Genomic DNA, 16251 nt, shown 5'->3' with positions numbered 1-16251 from the left:
CCCGCCGACACGCGTCGGCGACCCGACCCGTCCCCCGAGAGAAACGGAACTCAGATCACCATGGTTGAGCACGTAGTCGTCATCGGCGCCGGCGTCTATGGCGCGGCGGTGACCGCCGCCCTGACCCGGCGCGGGGCCCACGTCACCGTCGTCGACGCGGCGGCACCGGCCGGCGGCACCTCCGGTGCGACGTTCTCCTGGACCAACTCCTGCGGCAAGCAGCCCCGGCCGTACCACGACCTGAGCGTCGCGAGCATGGCGGCACACCGCAGGCTGGCGGCGGAGACGCCGCTGAGCGACTGGTACCACGAGGGCGGCAACCTGGAATGGGCCGACGACGAGGCCGGGCGCGCGAAACTGCGCAGGAAGGTCGACGGCGTCCTCGACTACGGGTACGAGGCGCGCTGGCTCACCCGGGCGCAGGCGCTGCGCCTGGAGCCGGACATGAACCCCGCCGAGCTGCCCGACGACGGGATCGCCTACTTCCCGCGGGAGGGCTGGATCGAGCCGACCCGGCTGATCGGACACCTGCTCTCGACCGCCGTCGCCGGCGGCGCGGAGCTGGTGCGCGACAACGCCGTCACCGGTCTGGAGGTGACGGACGGCCTGGCCCGGTCCGTGCAGCTCGCCTCGGGGCGGCAGATCGCCACCGACGCGGTCGTGAACTGCGCGGGGCCGGGGGCCGACCGGATCGCCGGCCTGGCGGGGCTGACGCTGCCGATGCGCAACACCCGGGGCGTGCTCATCTACACGTCCCCGGCCGCGGTCGCGGTGTCCCGCGTCGTCCACGCACCCGGCGTGCACCTGCGTCCCGACGGCGGCGGACGGCTCCTGCTGCACACCCACGAGATCGACGGCGCGGCGCGCCTCGACGACAGCGGCGCGATCAGCGTCGAACAACCGGCGGTCGACAAGGTGCTCGCTGCCGGCCGCGCGTTGTATCCGGGGATGCGGGACGTGGTCGTGGAGAGCGTGCGGGTCGGCGAGCGCCCCATCCCCGGCGACGGCCTGCCGGTGCTGGGCCGGGCGCTGGGCCTGCCCAACTTCCACTTCGCCGTCTCGCACAGCGGGGCGACCCTGAGCGTGCACGCGGGCGACCTGGTCGCCGCCGAGGCGCTCGGCGAGGACCGGGACGACGCCCTGGCCGCGTTCCGGTTCGAGCGCTTCTGACCCTGAGCCGGAACCACGTGAGGGAGAGACTGTGGCAACGACCGTCCTGCACGCCTGCGATTTGATCGACGGCCAGGGAACGGACCAACAATCGGGGATCGACGTCGTCGTCGAGGGCGACCGCGTCGTCGAGATCGTCCCCTCCCGGCCGGCGCAGACCTACGAGGCGGTGGACGAGATCGTCGACGCCAGCGGCATGCTGGTGCTTCCCGGCCTGATCAACAACCACACCCACGGCACCGCGTACGGGCCGCTGTTCCCCAGCGGCCACGAGCGCCTGTCGCACGAGCAGGTGCGGGCCAACCTCGACCGCCACCTCCTCGAGGGCACGACGACGGTCCTCTGCGTCGACGGCTTCGTCACGGCCGAGGAGCTCGCGAGCACCGACGAGGCCCACCCCGTGAACGTCCGGCTCGCCTCGTGCAACACCCCGGCCTGTCTGGAGGCGGCCACCATCGCCGACGGCGGTGGCCTCACCGAGGCGAACCGCCGGTTCGGCGCGGGACAGGCCGTGGCGGCCGGCGCGGTCGCGCTCGGTGAGATCGGGGCCGGGCACACCCTCGGCGGTGGCGGGGCGAGCTACATGTACATCCCCGCGGAGGTGCGCAGGCGCACCGGGGTGACGATCACCCCCCGCCAGGCGAACGGCCTGAAGGTCGCGGTGCTGGGCCGGCACATCTCGGCGTCGGCGTTCGACCGCGACGCGGTCGAGGAGGCGCTCGCCGCTGCGGGGCTGATCGGCAGGTTGTCGGTCGAGGACGTCCGGGAGATCGTCTCGGGCATCGTGCTGCCGGCCTTCGACGTCGCCCTGCGCGGGCTCGCCGAGGCGGCCGAGCACGCCCGGGCGAACGGCGTCCCGGTGCTGGTGCACAACGCGGCGGCGTCGATGACCCAGGTCACCGCGATCGCCAAGACCGACGTAAGGTTGATTGCCGGACATTCCAACCATTCGAGCTTCGCCCTGCGCGAGGCCGTCGAGCACGCCGAGCGGCTGAAGGAGGCGGGGGCGATCGTGGACGTCTCCACCCTGGACACGTTCGGCGCCCAGCGGCTCACCCCCAGCCCGGACCTGCTCTACGCCATGTTCGCCGCGCAGGTGGTGGACACCATCTCGACCGACTACGCGGGCGGCCACCACGACCCGATCCTGCTGGCGATCGACCGCTGCGTCAGGGCGGGCGTGGTGGGCCTGCCCGCGGCGGTCGCCATGGCCACCGCCAACGTCGCGGACGCGATCCCGGGCGTGGCCCCCCGGCGCGGCCGGGTCGTGCCGGGGGCGATCGCCGACCTGATCGTGACCGACCCCGCGGAGCTGACCCGGGTGGGGCTCGTCATGATCGGCGGCAGGGTCGTGGTCCGCGACGGCCGGCGCGTCACCGGCTGACGACACCAGGTGGAGAGGAAGCTGCGAGGCATGGGAAGGCGAGTAACCATCGGCGACGTCGCCGCGCACGCTGGCGTATCCACGGCCACGGTCTCCCGGGTCATCAACGGCGGCACCGTCGCCGAGGCGACAGCCACCAGGGTGTGGGAGGCGGTCACCCGTCTCGAGTACACCCCCAACGCGCTCACCAGGAGCATCTTCGCCGGGCGCTCCAGCACGATCGGAGTCGTCATCCGTGACCTGAGCAGCCCCTTCTACCTGGATCTCATGCGCGGCATCGAGGAGGTGGCGGCGACGAACGACAGCCTCGTGATGTTCGCGAACACGTTCCGCCACGCCGACCTCGACGTGGCGCAGGTGCGGGCGATGGACGAACAGCGCGTACGGGGCCTGGTCGTGACGACCGGCGAAGCCTCCGACAAGCTGACCCGGCGGATGGCCGAGCGCGGCACGCCGTGTGTGATCGTCGCCCGCACCGTGCCGGACCCCGTCGCCGGCATGCACTCGGTCAGCCTGGACAACGCCGAGGCGGGCCGGCTGATGGCCGCGCACCTGGCCCGGTGCGGCCGGTCGGCCGTCGGCGTCGTCTCCTCCGGGGCCCGGCCGTCCCAGGTCGAGCGCACGGCGGGCCTGCGGCGCGGGCTGGCCGACGCCGGCCTGCCGCTGCCCGAGGAGGCGGTGACCGTGGCGGAGAACGAGGACGGGGTGGACGGGGCCGTCGGTGCGCTGCTCGCCGCGGGACAGGCCCGGGGCAAGCCGCTGGACGCGATCGTCTGCACCGCCGGCTGGTTGACGGTCGCCGTCTACTCGGCGCTGGTGGCCCGCGGTGTCGCCATCCCCGACGACGTGGCGTTCCTGACGATGGACGACTTCCCCTGGGCGGCCATGCTCGGGATCACCGTGATCGACCAGCCCTCCTACGAGATGGGTCGGCGGGCGGCCGAGCTCGTCGTCGAGGCCCCCGACGACGCGGTCGAGATCGTCTTCGAGCCGGCACTGGTGGCCCGCCGCTCCTGCGGGGAGCAGCCGTGACCCGGTGCCGTCGCGCACGAGCCGCGACGCGGGGGGCGACGGCCACCGACGGCGGCGGTCAGATCATCCCGGAGCGGAGGGCGTACGCCACGGCGTGCGAGCGGTTCCGCAGCTTGAGGCGGTGCGTGAAGCCGTAGATGACGTTCTTGACGGTGCGTTCGGAGTAGCAGAGCCGGCTCGCGATCTCGTTGGTGTCCAGGCCCTCGGCCATCAGGCGGAGCACGTCGAGCTCCCGGGTGTTGAGGCCCGAGGCGGTCAGGCCGTGCGGGGTGAGCACGTCGCGCTGGAGCCGTTCGATGTGCTTGAGCAGCTCGCCGACCAGGTTCGGCGGCATCACCCCGCCGCCGTCGCGGGCCGCCACCACGCTGTCGACGAGCCGGTCCGCGGTGACCGCCGCCCGGGGCTGGATGGCCACCACCCGGCAGTCGACCGCCGTGATCAGTTCCGCCTGGCTGATCTCGTTGGCGATCAGGACGGTGGGCGCGCCGGATTCGGCCGCGTTGCGCCGCAGCACCGCCACGACGTCGGTGGTGAGCCGGTCGGCGACGACGAGCAGGACGTCGGCCTCGCCGTGCCGCCCGTCGTCGAGCAGGGTCACCTCGGCGCGATGCCGCAGGTAGTCGCCGATGCCGGCCCTGCTGAGCGGATCCGTCGCGTGCACGGCGACCCTGACCTGTTCCACGGAAACCTCCCGGTGACTCGGTGCGTCACCGAGTCTCGGCGGGGCGTCTTCACGAACCCTTCACGATCCCGGCGGGCGGGTCACGGCGGGCGGGTCACCGGGGCGGCCGGCGGGCGAGCCGAAGGGCCTCGATGTACTTGGGCAGCTCCCGGGCCGCGTGCTCCAGCCGGCCGGGCGTCATCTGCTCGGCGAAGACGACGTCCACGACGGCCTGGGCGAGCCCCGGCGGGAGGTCGCGCACGACGGGGCGGGCCCCGCCCTCCCACACCCGTAGCAGCCGCATCCGCTCCACGACGACGTCCAGCGTGCGCCGCAGCCCGGCGACGGCCTCGTCGGCCACCGCCGCGTCCAGCTCCAGGCGGCCCTGCGCGGCCAGCGTGAGGAACAGGTCCCCGGCGAAGTCCTCGGCGTCCACCGGGCCCGTCCTCAGCCGACCGCGGCCAGGCCGCCCGTCGGCTGCGGGCTCCAACGCACGCCGACCAGGTCGGCCACGGCCAGGGTACGCGACGCGGCGGTGCGGGCCAGGCCGGCGGCGAGCAGGTGCGCGCCGCGTACGGTGGGCTCGGCCAGCTGCGCGGCCAGGTCCGCGATCGCCGCGCGTACGTCGTCGGGCACCTCGTGTCCCCGGCGCAGCAATTGCCGCACGGCGATCTCGCCCAGCTCGGCCGCCGGGTGCTGCGGCACCCGCCAGTGTTGGCCGAAGACGTCCGCCAGCCCCGGCGTCCCGTCGGCCATCGGCTCCTCGCCGATCAGGACCACCAGCGGGTCGGCCGGGTTGTCGCGCATCTCGTCGACCAACGCCTCCAGCACCTCGGCGGCGCCCTCGGCGCGGACGTGCTCGACGACCAGCACCCCGCCCCGCGCGTCGCGGGCCGCTGCCCGGACCAGGTGGCGGGCCTGGCCGGGCCACTGCGGCGCGAGCTCGCCGGCCACCGACACCCGGACCACCTGGCCGGTCTGCACCAGGCCCAGCTCGGACAGCGCCGCGGCGTAGTGTCGGGCGTACTCGGTGCGGCCGTTGCCCCGCCGGCCGGTGATGACGACGTTGCCGGCTCTGCCGATCGACCGGCGACGGCCGCGCAGCCGGCAGAGCTCCACCAGGGTGGCCGCGGCGGCGTCGCGCACGGTCCCGCCGCCGACCAGCTCGCCCATCCGCCGCCAGCCGTGGGTCGCGTCGACCGCGCCGGCCGGGTCGGCCGCCGCGTCCGGCGCGGCGTCGGCCGGCACCGGCAGCTCGTCGAGCAGGGCCAGCTCCGGCCCCAGGTCGGCCGCGGTCAGGCGGTTCAGGGCGACGTCCCGGCCCGGCGGCAGGGCCGCCAGCCGGGACGCCTGGTTGTTGATCATCGCCTCGAACAGCTTGCGGGCGACCCGGCCGTTGCCGAACGTCGGACCCTTCGGCACCCGCTCGAAGTAGCGGGTCACGGCGTCGTGGGCGTCGTCGGTCAGCTCGTAGTAGTGCTTGGCGCACAGGTTCGAGGTGATGGTGACCAGCTCGTCGACCGAGTAGTTCGGGAACTCGACGGTCCGGGTGAAGCGGGAGGCCAGGCCGGGGTTGGAGTCGAGGAACCGCCCCATCAGCTCCGAGTAGCCGGCGACGATGACGACCAGCTCGTCGCGGTGGTCCTCCATCATCTTCATCAGCGCGTCGATGGCCTCCTGGCCGAAGTCCGGCCCGGAACCGCCGGAGCCGGCGGAGAGCGTGTACGCCTCGTCGACGAACAGGACCCCACCCAGCGCTCTGGTGACCAGCTCGGTGGTCTTGATCGCGGTCGATCCGATGTACTGTCCGACCAGGTCCGCCCGGGCCGCCTCGACCAGGTGTCCCTTGGTCAGGACGCCGAGCTCGGCCAGGACCGAGCCGTAGAGCCGGGCCACCGTGGTCTTGCCGGTGCCCGGCGGGCCGGCGAAGACGAGGTGCCGGCTCATTGGCGGCATCGGCAGGCCCATCCGCTGCCGCGCCTGCGCCATCCGGATGAGGTTGACCAGGGCGCTGACCTCCTGCTTGACGCCCCTGAGCCCGATCAGGCCGGCGAGTTCGCCCAGCGCCCCGGACGGCGACTCCGCGCCGGCCGGCGGGGTCGGCTGCCCCTCGTCGCCCGGGGACGCCTCGGGCGGGCGGGGGGAGTGGGCCGGCGCGCGACCGGGGTCCTCCGTGTCCCGCAGCGCCACCCGGGCGTCCGCGCCACGGCGCAGGTCCTCCCCGGCGCTGCCCCGCACCGTGCAGCGGGTCAGCTCGACCGGCAGGTCGGTGTCGACGCCGACACCGTCGCCGGCGCTGTCCAGCACCTCGCACTCGGTGAGGGCGCCGCTGCTGCCGGGACCCAGCAGCACGCCGGTGCGGCCGGCGTCGCGGACCCGGGTCCGGGCGGCGGTGAGCACCACCCCGTCCCCGGCGGTCAGCGCGGTGCCCGACGCCGCCACGATCTCGCAGTCGCGCACGGTGACGGTCGCCGCGTCCACGGCGAGCAGCCCGGCGCCCCGCAGCCGGGCCGATTCGAGCCCCAGGGTGGACCCGCCGCCGACCGTGACGGCGTGCTCGCCGCTGCCGGAGAGCCGCGCGTCGCACACCGTCGCGACGCCGTCGCCCCGGACCTCGACGGCGACCCCCTCGCCGCCGTCCACCCGCAGGTCCGTGCCCTCGACCGTCGCGCCGTCGACCAGCAGGCCGCCGCCGGCGAACCGGTCGGCGCGCAGCCGCCGCAGCTCGGCGCTGGCGCCGCCGACGACCCTGGCGACGTGCTCGCTGGTGCCGTGCACGGTCAGGCCGTCGAACCGGGGCCGGCTCCCGCCGTCGGCCTGGACGCCGACCGGGGAGTCGGCGACCGTGCAGTCGGTGAAGCGGGGGCGGGCCCCGCCGGTGACGTGCACGGCGGCCCCGCCCGCCGAGCGGAAGAGGCAGTCGTGGAAGTGCGGCGTGGCGTCGTCGGCCACGTGCGCCGCCTGCACCTCGGCACCGGTGAACTCGGAGCCCGTGACCGTCAGGTCCACCCCGCCGCGGACGTAGAGGTCGACGTTGCGGCTGTCGCGGACGGTCAGCCCGGTGACCCGGGCGTGCCCGCGCTGCTCCACCACGAGCGCCGGCTTGCCCGCACCGGTGATCTCGCACTCCTCGATGACGCAGCGGGCGTCGCCGTTGACGCAGATGCCGTTGTCGCCGGGGCTGCGCACGGCGCTGCGCCGCAGGGTGAGCACGCCCTTCTCGGCGACCACGATGCCGGACGAGCTGACGTCGGTGACCACCGTGTCCTCGACCGTGCTGAGCCGGTCCGAGGTGACCACGATGCCGGCGCCGCCCGTGCTGCCGACCGTGCAGCCGTGCAGCGCGACGGAGCCCTCGTGCCGGGCCAGCAGCGCCACCCACGCGGCGCCCCGGACGGCGCAGTTGTCCAGCGCCACCTGCCCGGAGTGCACGTCCACGGCGGCGAGCCGGTCGTCCGCGCTGGAGAGCACGATGCCGCGCAGTTGCGCCCCCGCGCCGTTGCCGACCAGGACGCTGCCCTCCTCGACGTGCACCTCGACGGTGCCGACGCCGTCCTCGGCGGCGATCGTGACGCCGTTGCCGACCACGAGCCGCTCGCTGTAGCGCCCGGCGTGCACCGCGATGGTCGTGCCCGGGCGGGCCCGCGACAGCGCGGAGCCGATGGTCGGGTACGCGTTCGGGCGGCCCCCGCCGACCACCAGCACCTCGCCGCTCACCGCGCCGCACCGCCGCCGACGAGGCCGGGCAGCGCGGCGAACCGGCCCGCCGCCCCGGGCCCCACCCGCGTCGCGGGCTCGGCCGCGGCCCACCGGTCCACCCCGCGCCGCAGCGTGGTCAGGGCCAGCTCGTCCAGGGACAGGCGGTGCGGATCGACCCGCCCGTCGGGGTCGATCTCGTTGGCGCCGAGCTCCCGCATCATGACGTGACCGCGCCGGCCGCCCTCCGGGCGGCGTACCTCAAGGATCTTGAAGCTGGTGCCGGGCACGAACAGCACCCGGTCCTCGGCGCGTTCCTCGCCGTCGGGTTCGAGCAGGGCGGTGCGGCGCGCGGTCATCGACCACAGCAGCACGTCCACGTCGCCGTCCTGACCGGCGCACGGCGCGGTCAGGGCATTGACGAAGCCCCACTCGGTGACGAGCTTGCCCCTGCGGTAGAGCGCCCACTGGGCGTCGGAGGCCGTGGTCGTGTAGACGGTGGCGCCCCGGTGCGACGGCAGCCGGGACAGGCCGGCGACCGCGCAGCGGGCGAAGGGCACGTGCGGGCCGGGCTCCCCGTTGCGCAGGCCCGCGTCGATGGCCGTCCCGCGCCGGGACAGGTAGAGGCGGACGGCCACCCAGTCGGCCAGGACCTCGTCGACGGCGTGCCCGGCGCTGCGCTGCATCCCGGGATGCTCGGACAGCAACCGGGCCACCGAGCTGGCGAGCTGGTCGAACTCGCGGCTCAGCGTCCGCCGCAGCCAGGCCCGCTCGTCGGTCAGCGGTCGTCCCTCGACCATCAGCGCCGCCGCCGCCGGAGCGGGGACGGGCTGCCGGCGGACCGGGGCCGGCGCGGGCGCGGGGGCGGGCGGGCCCGGCGTGGGGGAGGCGCCGGTCGCGTCGGTCGCGGCGGGGTGCGGGCGCGGCGCGGGGGGCGGCGGGGCGGACGTCGGCCCGGGCGACACCGGTTCCAGCCCGACCGCCAACGCGATCGGCTCCGGGACGGCGGCGGCCGGCGCGGTGATCGGCTCCGGGACGGCGGCGGCCGTGACCGGCTCGATCGCGGCGACGACCTCGACGGCGACGACCTCGACGGCGGCACCCGCGACGGCAGCGGCGGCCCCGATGGTGGGGGCGGGCGGCAGGCCCCCGCCGGCCGGCGACGCCGAGGGCGCCGCGACCGGCGGCCGGTCGGCGTCCGGGCTCAGCGCGCCGAGCGCCGGCCCGGCGGGCCGTGACTGCGGGGCCAGGGCCGACGCGGGCAGCAGCACGTTGCCCGCCGCCGTGCGCTCGTCGAGCCGGGCCAGCACGTCCGCGGCGAGCTCCCGCATCCGGGTGGCGGTCCCCTCGACCGAGTCGTCGAAGAACAGGGTGCTGTGCTCCGGGTCGACGAACGCGGCGCGGACCCGCTCGGCGTTCGGCGGCACCTGCGGCGGCCGGATCCACAGCCCGGCCTGCACGACCTCGATGACGGCGTCGGCGGCGTACCAGTAGACGCGCGGCTCCACCTCGTCGCTCCAGCGCAGCGGGCCGCGGTGGCTGAGCACCACGGGGCACCGGGCCGCCGACCGGGGGCGTGAGCGGGGCGCGTATCCGAGCTCGCTGGCGAAGACGGGCCAGCCCAGCGACGCGTCGGCGCGTACGGTGAGGAACTCCGTCCGGTCCGGGGTGCCGATCGGCACCCCGGTGTAGCAGACCACCGTGGCCTGGAAGAGGTCGGCGAGCCGTTGGCCGAGGGCCTCGCCGTCGGGCAGGTCGACGGCGCCGTACTGGACGAACCGGGCCCGGGTGCGGCTGTCCGCGTCGAGCTCGCGCCAGAATCGCATGACGTCGTCGAGCGACAGCGGCGCGGTGCCGGGGCAGCCGAGGAGCACGGTCATCGTCTCGTGGTGGCACGGCACGCCGTTCACCAGCCGGTCGCGGTGCCGCTCGATCAGCTCCGGCTCGCCGGTGTCGTGGATCCACACGCCGCCCGGCAGGGGCTCGATCTCCCCGGTCGAGCTGGACGCGCGACGCCGCACGGCGGCGGCGTCCCAGGACGGCGCCGGGTAGCGTTTCGAGTCCCATTCCGGCGCCCGGCCGGGCCGGAACCGGATCCAGCCGCTGTCGGAGGCGGAGTGGACGAACAGCGATCCTGCCGCCCCCCGGACGAGGGTGCCGTCGGGGGCGACGACCGTGCGGTTGAGCCGCTCGGACAGCCACTGCCCGGCCATCGCCGCCGGCCCGTGCTGGCGGCCGCAGGTCATCAGGCGGATGCCCCGGCGGCGGCGGGGCAGCGCCCCGGCCATCGACTCCCACGACGTGATCGGCATTCCGTCGGCGAGGTCCAGCACCACCACGTCGTTCTCGTGGTCCTCGGCCACGGCGAGCGCCAGCGACTGGGCCTCCGGGCTGATCACGCCCTCGGCGTGCAGCACCACGGCGTTGCCCACGGTGTGCCGGACGATGCCTCCGGCGTCCCGGTCACCACGGAAGCGGCCTCGGAGCAGGGATACCACGGCGTTCCACCTTCCGTCGAGGTCGGGTGACGGGCACACGGCCCGCGCGGCCCGCCCGCTGCGGGGGCCACGCGGCAACCGGACCGTACAAGCGGTGGCCCGGCCGGGTCTGCGCCCCGGCGACGGGGAGGTACGAGCGCGCAACATGACTGCACGCGAGCGCCCGCCCGGACGAGCGCGGGCCCCGGGACGGCGCAGAATCACACCGTGGGGGCGGCGCGGTGGATCAGTGGGCGTGGTCGAGCCAGAGCAGGACGGCCTCGGTGCGGTTCTGGACGCCGAGCTTGGCGAAGATGTGGTTGAGGTGGTTCTTCACGGTCTTCTCGGTGAGCCCTAGCCGGCGGCCGATGGCGGCGTTGGTGATGCCGGTGCCCAGCAGGTCGAGCACCTCCTGTTCGCGCCGGGACAGTCCGTACCTGCGCAGCGCCGACTGTCGGGCCAGGTCGCGGGCCCCGGCGTCGTCCGGGTGGGGCCCGTGCCGGCGCAGCGCGGTGACCGCGACCGAGGCCGCGGTGGGCGACAGCCAGCTTCCCCCGGCGGCGACCTCCCGGATGGCGTGGAGCAGGTCGTCCGGCCGGAACTGGCCCCAGACCAGGTAGCCGCCGGCCCCGCCGCGCAGCATCCCGGACACCGTCTCCGGGTCGGTGTCGCTGGTCAACGCCAGGACCCTGGTGTGCGCGCTCAGGTCGCCGACGACCGCCAGCCCGTCGGCGACCGGCATGCGGTAGTCGAGCAGCGTCACGTCCGGGCGCAGGCTGGTCACCAGCCGCACCGCCGCCCGCCCGTCGGACGCCTCGCCGACGATCCGCACGTCGGACGCACCGGCCAGGAAGCCCCGCACGGCCGCCCGGACGATCGGGTTGTCGTCCACGACGACGAGGTCGATCATGCGGGTCGGTACGCGGGGACCGGCGCGAACCGCGGCACGCCGACCTCGATCGTCACGCCGCGCCCCGGGCTGGAGCGCACCGTGGCCGTGCCGCCGATCGTGCGCGCCCGTTCGGCGATCCCCAGCAGGCCGTAGTGGCCCGTGGCGCGCAGCTCGGCGAGGTCGGCCGGCACCTCGAAGCCCTTCCCGTCGTCCTCGACGGTCAGCCGCAGGACCGCGCCGGTGCGCGCGAGGCCGACCGTCACCCGGCCGGCTTCGGCGTGCCGCTCGACGTTGTGCAGCGCCTCCCGCAGGATCCGGCTCAACTCGTAGCGCACGGTCGCCGTGGGGTCGACGTCCTCGGTGGTGAGCCGCACCGGCGTCCCCGTGGCCGCCGACCACTCCCGGCAGATCCGGTCGAGGCAGCCGGGGAAGTCCTGGTCGGCGTCGTCGAGGCGGAGCCCCTCGATCAGGTCACGCGCCTCGCCGGCGGCGGCGTCGGCACCGGCCGCGACGACGTTGGCGAGCTGTTCGGCCAGCTCCGGGCCGCTGCGCAGCGACGCCGGCAGGGCCAGGGCGGCGAGGGAGACGCCGCGCAGCGTCTTCGCCACCGAGTCGTGCAGCTCCCGGGCCAGCCGGGCCCGCTCGGAGGCCGCCGCCGAGCGCTGCGCGACCCCGATGATGTCGACCAGCATGTCCACGTGCCGCACGGTCGCCTGCGTCACCCACGCGGCGACGATCCCGGTCACGACGGTCGCCATCGGGAACGCCACCACGAACGCGGACACCTCCGACGGCACGTCGTCGGCGCGCAGGATCCGCGCCGCCGCGATGAAGCCGAGGAGCGCGTCCACCGCCCACAGCGGCCAGGCGCGGGTGCCCAGCAGGACCCCGGCCAGGGCGGCGCCGCCGGCGGCGAACAGGAAGAACGCCGCGCCGCCGGCCTGGAGCGCGAGAACCGCGCCGAGCAGCAGCGCGTCGATGGCGAGGGCGGAGCCGACGAAGCGTACGTAGTGGGGACGCCGGGAGAGCACCGCCACCTCGACGGCGGTCGACAGCACGACGAGCCCGATCACCATCAGCAGCCGGTCCGGGCGGTCGACGATCAGCAGGCCGGCCGCCGAGGCGGTGACCGTGACGACGGCCCGCCCGAGCAGGACGGCGCGGCACAGCGCGGCCACCGCCGCCAGCCGCTCGACCTGCGTGGCGGAGTGGACCCGGTCAGCCGACGATGGCGATGTCATCGAGGTAGAACCGGTTGACGTGTGGGACCTCGTCGGCGGCCACCACCAGGTCGATGCGGGTCAGCGAGGCGGCGTCGGTCAACTGGCCCAGCCGGACCGAGTAGTTGGTCCACCGGTCCGCGCGGGCGCTGACGGTGACCGTGCCGTGCCCGGCGGAGACCCTGAGGACGGTGCCGTAGTCCCGGCCTCCCCACACCCGGAACCGCAGCACGTCGTCGCCGTCGATGCGGACGGGCCGGGCGGCGACCAGCGCCATCTCGGTCTGCGGCAGCCCCGGCCGGGTGCGCTCCACCCGGAGGGCGACCTCGTCGGTCTCCGGGACCTTCCAGCCGGGCAGGAGCTTCAGGCCGTGGCCGGTGGCCCGCCAACCGTTGCCGAAGCCGACGTCGTAGATGCCGCAGGAGACCCCGGCGGTGAGGACGACGTCGTCGCCCCCGGCTGTGGCGGCGCATCGGGACGTCGGGCCCGACGCGTTCGGCCCGGCGTCGCGACGCGACGCGGGACGGCCGGCGGTGGGTGTGGCCGCGCCGGAACCCGGCGACGCGGCGGCCGGGGTCGGCGGGCCGGGCGCGGTCGGTGAGCCCGGCGGGGTCGGTGGGCCGGTGGGCGTGCCCGCCGGAGCGGACAGCGCCATCGGCGGTGGGCCCGTCGCGGCCGGTCCGTCGTCGTCGGGGCCCATGACCAGGGACGGCAGGGCGATCGTCGCCACGGCGACGCCGATGAGGAGCGCGCCGAGCTGGACGCGACGCCGGGGCGCGCCCCGGGGGAGGATGTGACGGTCGGCTCCGCCGACGTCCACAGTGGACGATCCGTCCCCGCCCGCGTCGTCCCCCACTCCCATGATTCGGGCACGATACCGGCCGCCGAGGAAGCGGAGCAAGTCGAGCCGACGCAGGTTGACCCGGCTGTTTCCGGCCGATGTCCAGCATGGACACGAACGGCGCGGAGCCGCCGGAAACCGTCGTCCGGAGATTCGGCGACGCCATTGCGCGACGGCGGCGGGGCCCGCGAATTGGGTCCCCGACAACGGCCACGGTGGGCACTTGGACCCATCGTCGCCGCGCGCCGCTGACCTATGTTTCCGGCGTCCGCCCGGCCGCGGCCGGGAGGACGGTTCGTCGAAGCTGCGCAAAGGCGGTCAGCAATGGTGAGGACAGAACGGACGGATGCGGTCGCCGTCGGCGACGCGGCTGGGGTGCGGCTACGGGTGTCGGTCCTGGGCCGGCTGCGCGCCTGGGTGCACGGCGGTGAGATCGACCTCGGCCCGGCGCGGCAGCGGGCCGTGTTCGCGGTGCTCGCCGCCCGCGCCGGCCGGGCGGTCGGCCGGGACGAGCTGGTCGAGGCGGTGTGGGGCGCCTCCCCACCGGCCACGGCGGTCGGCAGCGTCTACACGTACGTCTGCGGGCTGCGCCGCCGGCTGCAACCGGACCCGGACCGCCCCCCGGCCAGCGACCTGCTCACCTCCACGCCGCACGGCTACGTGCTGCGCCTGCCCGGCGACGCGCTCGACGCGGCGGTGTTCGAGCGGTGGCGGGCCGAGGCGGCGGCGCTGGTGGCCGCCGGGGACGCCGAGGGCGCCATCGGACGGCTGGGCGACGCGCTGCGGTTGTGGCACGGCGACCCCTACGCCGGGCTCCGCGCGCCGCACCTGGAGTGGGAGCGGGAGCGGTTGACCGAGCTGCGGCTGGCCGCCGCCGAGCAGTGGGCCCGGCTGCTGCTCGAGCGTGGCCGCGACGACGGGCTGGTGGCCGAGCTGGCGGGCCTGGCCCGCGCCAACTGCCTGCACGAACCCGTCCACGAGCTGCTGATCCGGGCGCTGCACCGGGCCGGCCGGCACGCCGACGCCCTCGTGGTCTTCCAGCGGCTGCGGCGCACCCTGCGGGAGGAGCTCGGCGTCGAGCCCGGCCCGGCCCTGCGCGCCGCGTACCGCCGGGTGTTGGCGGCGGGCGTGCGTCCGTCGGCCCGGGCCGAGGCCGCCCCGGCGTCGGCGGCGCGCGGCCACGGCCGCGACCACGCCGTCCCGTTCCGGCACGACCTCGCCCCGGCGCGCACGGCCTGACCGAGGAGCCAGACCAACCAGGGAGCAGGAATGACCGAACCGGCCACCAACAGGACGATCTTCGTGTCCGTGGCCTCGTACCGTGACCCGGAGCTCGTCGCCACCGTCCAGGACTGCCTGGCCAAGGCCGACCGGCCCGAGCGCCTCCGCATCGGGGTCAACTGGCAGCACGCCGACGGAGAGGACATCTCCGCGCTGCGCGGCGACGCGCGGATCAGGATCGTGGAGTTCGACGCGGCCGAGAGCCGGGGCGCCTGCTGGGCCCGCGCCGAGGTCATGCGGCTCTACGACGGCGAGGACCACTTCCTCCAGATCGACAGCCACACCCGGTTCGCGCCCGGCTGGGACAGCAGGGTCCTGCGGCACGCGGCGGCCACCGGCTCGGCGAAGCCCATCGTCACGTCGTACTTGCCGGCCTACGAGCCGGGCGCCGACTGCGACGGCACGGGCGAGCCGACCGTGATGGTGTGCGAGAGCTTCACCGACGACGGCATCCCGCTGTTCGGCCAACGGGCCATCGACGGCTGGCAGCAGCTTGCCGCCCCGCCCCGGGCGCGGTTCGTCTCGGCGCACTTCCTCTTCGCGCCCGGGTCGTTCGTCGCCGAGGTTCCGTACGACCCGAGGGTCTACTTCATGGGCGAGGAGATCAGCCTGACCGTCCGCGCGTACACCTGGGGTTACGACCTGTTCCACCTGCCGGACCTGCTGGCCTGGCACTACTACCTGCGGCAGGAGGACGCGAAGCACTGGACCGACCACACCGAGCCCGGGGCGGGCAAGCCCTGGTGGGCGCGGGACCGGGCGAGCCGCCGCCGGGTCGTGACCATGCTGCGCAACCCGACGCCGGGCCCCTGGGGGTGCGGCCCGGTGCGCACCGTCGCCGACTACGAACGGTACGCGGGGATCGGCTTCCGCTCCGGCGTCAGCTCGCCCGAGTGCCGGGCGGGCGTGGAGCCGTCGTCCGGGGCCCCGGTGGGCGCCGGCACGGCCGGCTGAGCGCCGCCGCCGAAGCGGGCCGCGTCGCCGTCGGCCGGGGGAGCGTCCCACCGGACGACGGCGACGCGGTCGTCGGCGCGCAGGCAGCGCCCGGCAGCGGCGCTCACCTCCGCGTCGGTCATCAGCACCGTCTCGCGGACGAACTCGCCGGTCAGCCGGGTCGTGGCCGGGCCACCGGGGTTGACCAGCACGTCGACGCCGTCGACCAGCAGGGTCACCAGGTCGTCGGGGTCGCCGCGACGCCACGCCGGCGGCGCGCTGCGGGCCCGGTGCGCGGGCGCGGTCGCCACCACCACGCAGGGCACGCCGTCGGGGGACCGCACGACCAGGGGCCGCCCGTCGCCGTCCACGCCGATGTCGAAGGCCGAGTCGCGGAGGACGAGCTGCAACTGTTCCGCGTCGGCCCGGTGGGACATGACGAGCCGCAGCACGGCGTCCAACGGGTCCGTCGGGGCGTTCCGGTCGCGCGGCAGATAGCCGGGGTTCGCCCGGAACGCCCCGATGTCGCCGCCGTCGGTCACCGGCCACCCGCCGACGACCACCTCCAGCGGCGGCACCTCCGCGCCCGGCCCCGGCTCCCAGTCCGGGTCCAGCAGGAGGAAGTAGTGCGCGGCGTCGTGCGGCTGCCCAGGCTGCATCCCGG

13 protein-coding genes are annotated in these 16251 nt (G+C 75.5%); 5 read left to right on the top strand and 8 right to left on the bottom strand.

The annotated features are described in order from the left end of the window. Positions 1-60: 60 nt before the first annotated feature. From ACFYWL_RS23530 to ACFYWL_RS23520, 3 genes are read left to right on the top strand one after another with little or no spacing between them, the layout of a single operon-like run. Positions 61-1170 carry an NAD(P)/FAD-dependent oxidoreductase gene (locus ACFYWL_RS23530; protein WP_386976252.1) on the top strand — a complete coding sequence of 370 codons (1110 nt, stop codon included), beginning with the start codon at positions 61-63 and terminating at the stop codon, positions 1168-1170. Between the two features lie 31 nt (positions 1171-1201). Beyond that, the gene (locus tag ACFYWL_RS23525; RefSeq protein WP_386976249.1) at positions 1202-2554 is read left to right on the top strand and encodes a hypothetical protein; all 1353 of its coding nucleotides are present in this window, start codon (positions 1202-1204) and stop codon (positions 2552-2554) included. Between the two features lie 30 nt (positions 2555-2584). After that, positions 2585-3586: a LacI family DNA-binding transcriptional regulator gene (locus tag ACFYWL_RS23520; protein ID WP_386976246.1), complete on the top strand. Its 1002-nt coding sequence runs from the start codon at positions 2585-2587 to the stop codon at positions 3584-3586. Between the two features lie 58 nt (positions 3587-3644). Here the strand turns inward: ACFYWL_RS23520 and ACFYWL_RS23515 are convergent, their stop codons facing one another. The 7 genes from ACFYWL_RS23515 to ACFYWL_RS23485 form a co-directional block, all read right to left on the bottom strand. Beyond that, positions 3645-4268: a response regulator transcription factor gene (locus ACFYWL_RS23515; protein ID WP_386976243.1), complete on the bottom strand. Its 624-nt coding sequence runs from the start codon at positions 4266-4268 to the stop codon at positions 3645-3647. Between the two features lie 94 nt (positions 4269-4362). Continuing rightward, positions 4363-4683 carry a hypothetical protein gene (locus ACFYWL_RS23510; protein WP_386976240.1) on the bottom strand — a complete coding sequence of 107 codons (321 nt, stop codon included), beginning with the start codon at positions 4681-4683 and terminating at the stop codon, positions 4363-4365. Positions 4684-4694: 11 nt separating this feature from the next. Beyond that, the gene (locus tag ACFYWL_RS23505; RefSeq protein ID WP_386976237.1) at positions 4695-7964 is read right to left on the bottom strand and encodes a right-handed parallel beta-helix repeat-containing protein; all 3270 of its coding nucleotides are present in this window, start codon (positions 7962-7964) and stop codon (positions 4695-4697) included. Further along, complete coding sequence (locus ACFYWL_RS23500; protein ID WP_386976234.1) at positions 7961-10441, bottom strand: hypothetical protein; 2481 nt, start codon at positions 10439-10441, stop codon at positions 7961-7963. The genes ACFYWL_RS23505 and ACFYWL_RS23500 overlap by 4 nt, the downstream gene beginning before the upstream one ends. Before the next feature lie 226 nt (positions 10442-10667). Beyond that, complete coding sequence (locus ACFYWL_RS23495; protein WP_386976231.1) at positions 10668-11330, bottom strand: LuxR C-terminal-related transcriptional regulator; 663 nt, start codon at positions 11328-11330, stop codon at positions 10668-10670. Continuing rightward, complete coding sequence (locus ACFYWL_RS23490; RefSeq protein ID WP_386976228.1) at positions 11327-12553, bottom strand: sensor histidine kinase; 1227 nt, start codon at positions 12551-12553, stop codon at positions 11327-11329. Before ACFYWL_RS23490 ends, ACFYWL_RS23495 begins: the two co-directional genes overlap by 4 nt. After that, a complete protein-coding gene (locus tag ACFYWL_RS23485) occupies positions 12531-13352 on the bottom strand; it encodes a hypothetical protein (RefSeq protein WP_386976225.1) in 822 nt (273 codons plus the stop codon). The genes ACFYWL_RS23490 and ACFYWL_RS23485 overlap by 23 nt, the downstream gene beginning before the upstream one ends. A gap of 345 nt (positions 13353-13697) precedes the next feature. Between ACFYWL_RS23485 and ACFYWL_RS23480 the strand changes: the two genes are divergently transcribed. Both ACFYWL_RS23480 and ACFYWL_RS23475 read left to right on the top strand, forming a co-directional pair. Further along, on the top strand, positions 13698-14612 hold the full coding sequence (locus ACFYWL_RS23480; protein WP_386976222.1) for a BTAD domain-containing putative transcriptional regulator: 915 nt from the start codon (positions 13698-13700) through the stop codon (positions 14610-14612). Between the two features lie 30 nt (positions 14613-14642). Continuing rightward, positions 14643-15608, top strand: coding sequence for a GlcNAc-transferase family protein (locus ACFYWL_RS23475; protein ID WP_386976219.1), 966 nt, complete (start codon positions 14643-14645; stop codon positions 15606-15608). On the opposite strand, the gene ACFYWL_RS23470 is transcribed toward ACFYWL_RS23475, so the two are convergent. Then, positions 15497-16246, bottom strand: coding sequence for a type VII secretion system-associated protein (locus tag ACFYWL_RS23470; RefSeq protein ID WP_386976216.1), 750 nt, complete (start codon positions 16244-16246; stop codon positions 15497-15499). The genes ACFYWL_RS23475 and ACFYWL_RS23470 overlap by 112 nt on opposite strands. Positions 16247-16251: the final 5 nt, after the last annotated feature.

Origin of the sequence: Micromonospora sp. NPDC002575 (assembly GCF_042889525.1) — a bacterium.
Lineage (GTDB): Bacteria > Actinomycetota > Actinomycetes > Mycobacteriales > Micromonosporaceae > Micromonospora > Micromonospora carbonacea.
Note: the sequence above shows the minus strand (reverse complement) of the source record. Positions and strands in the feature narration are given on the sequence as shown.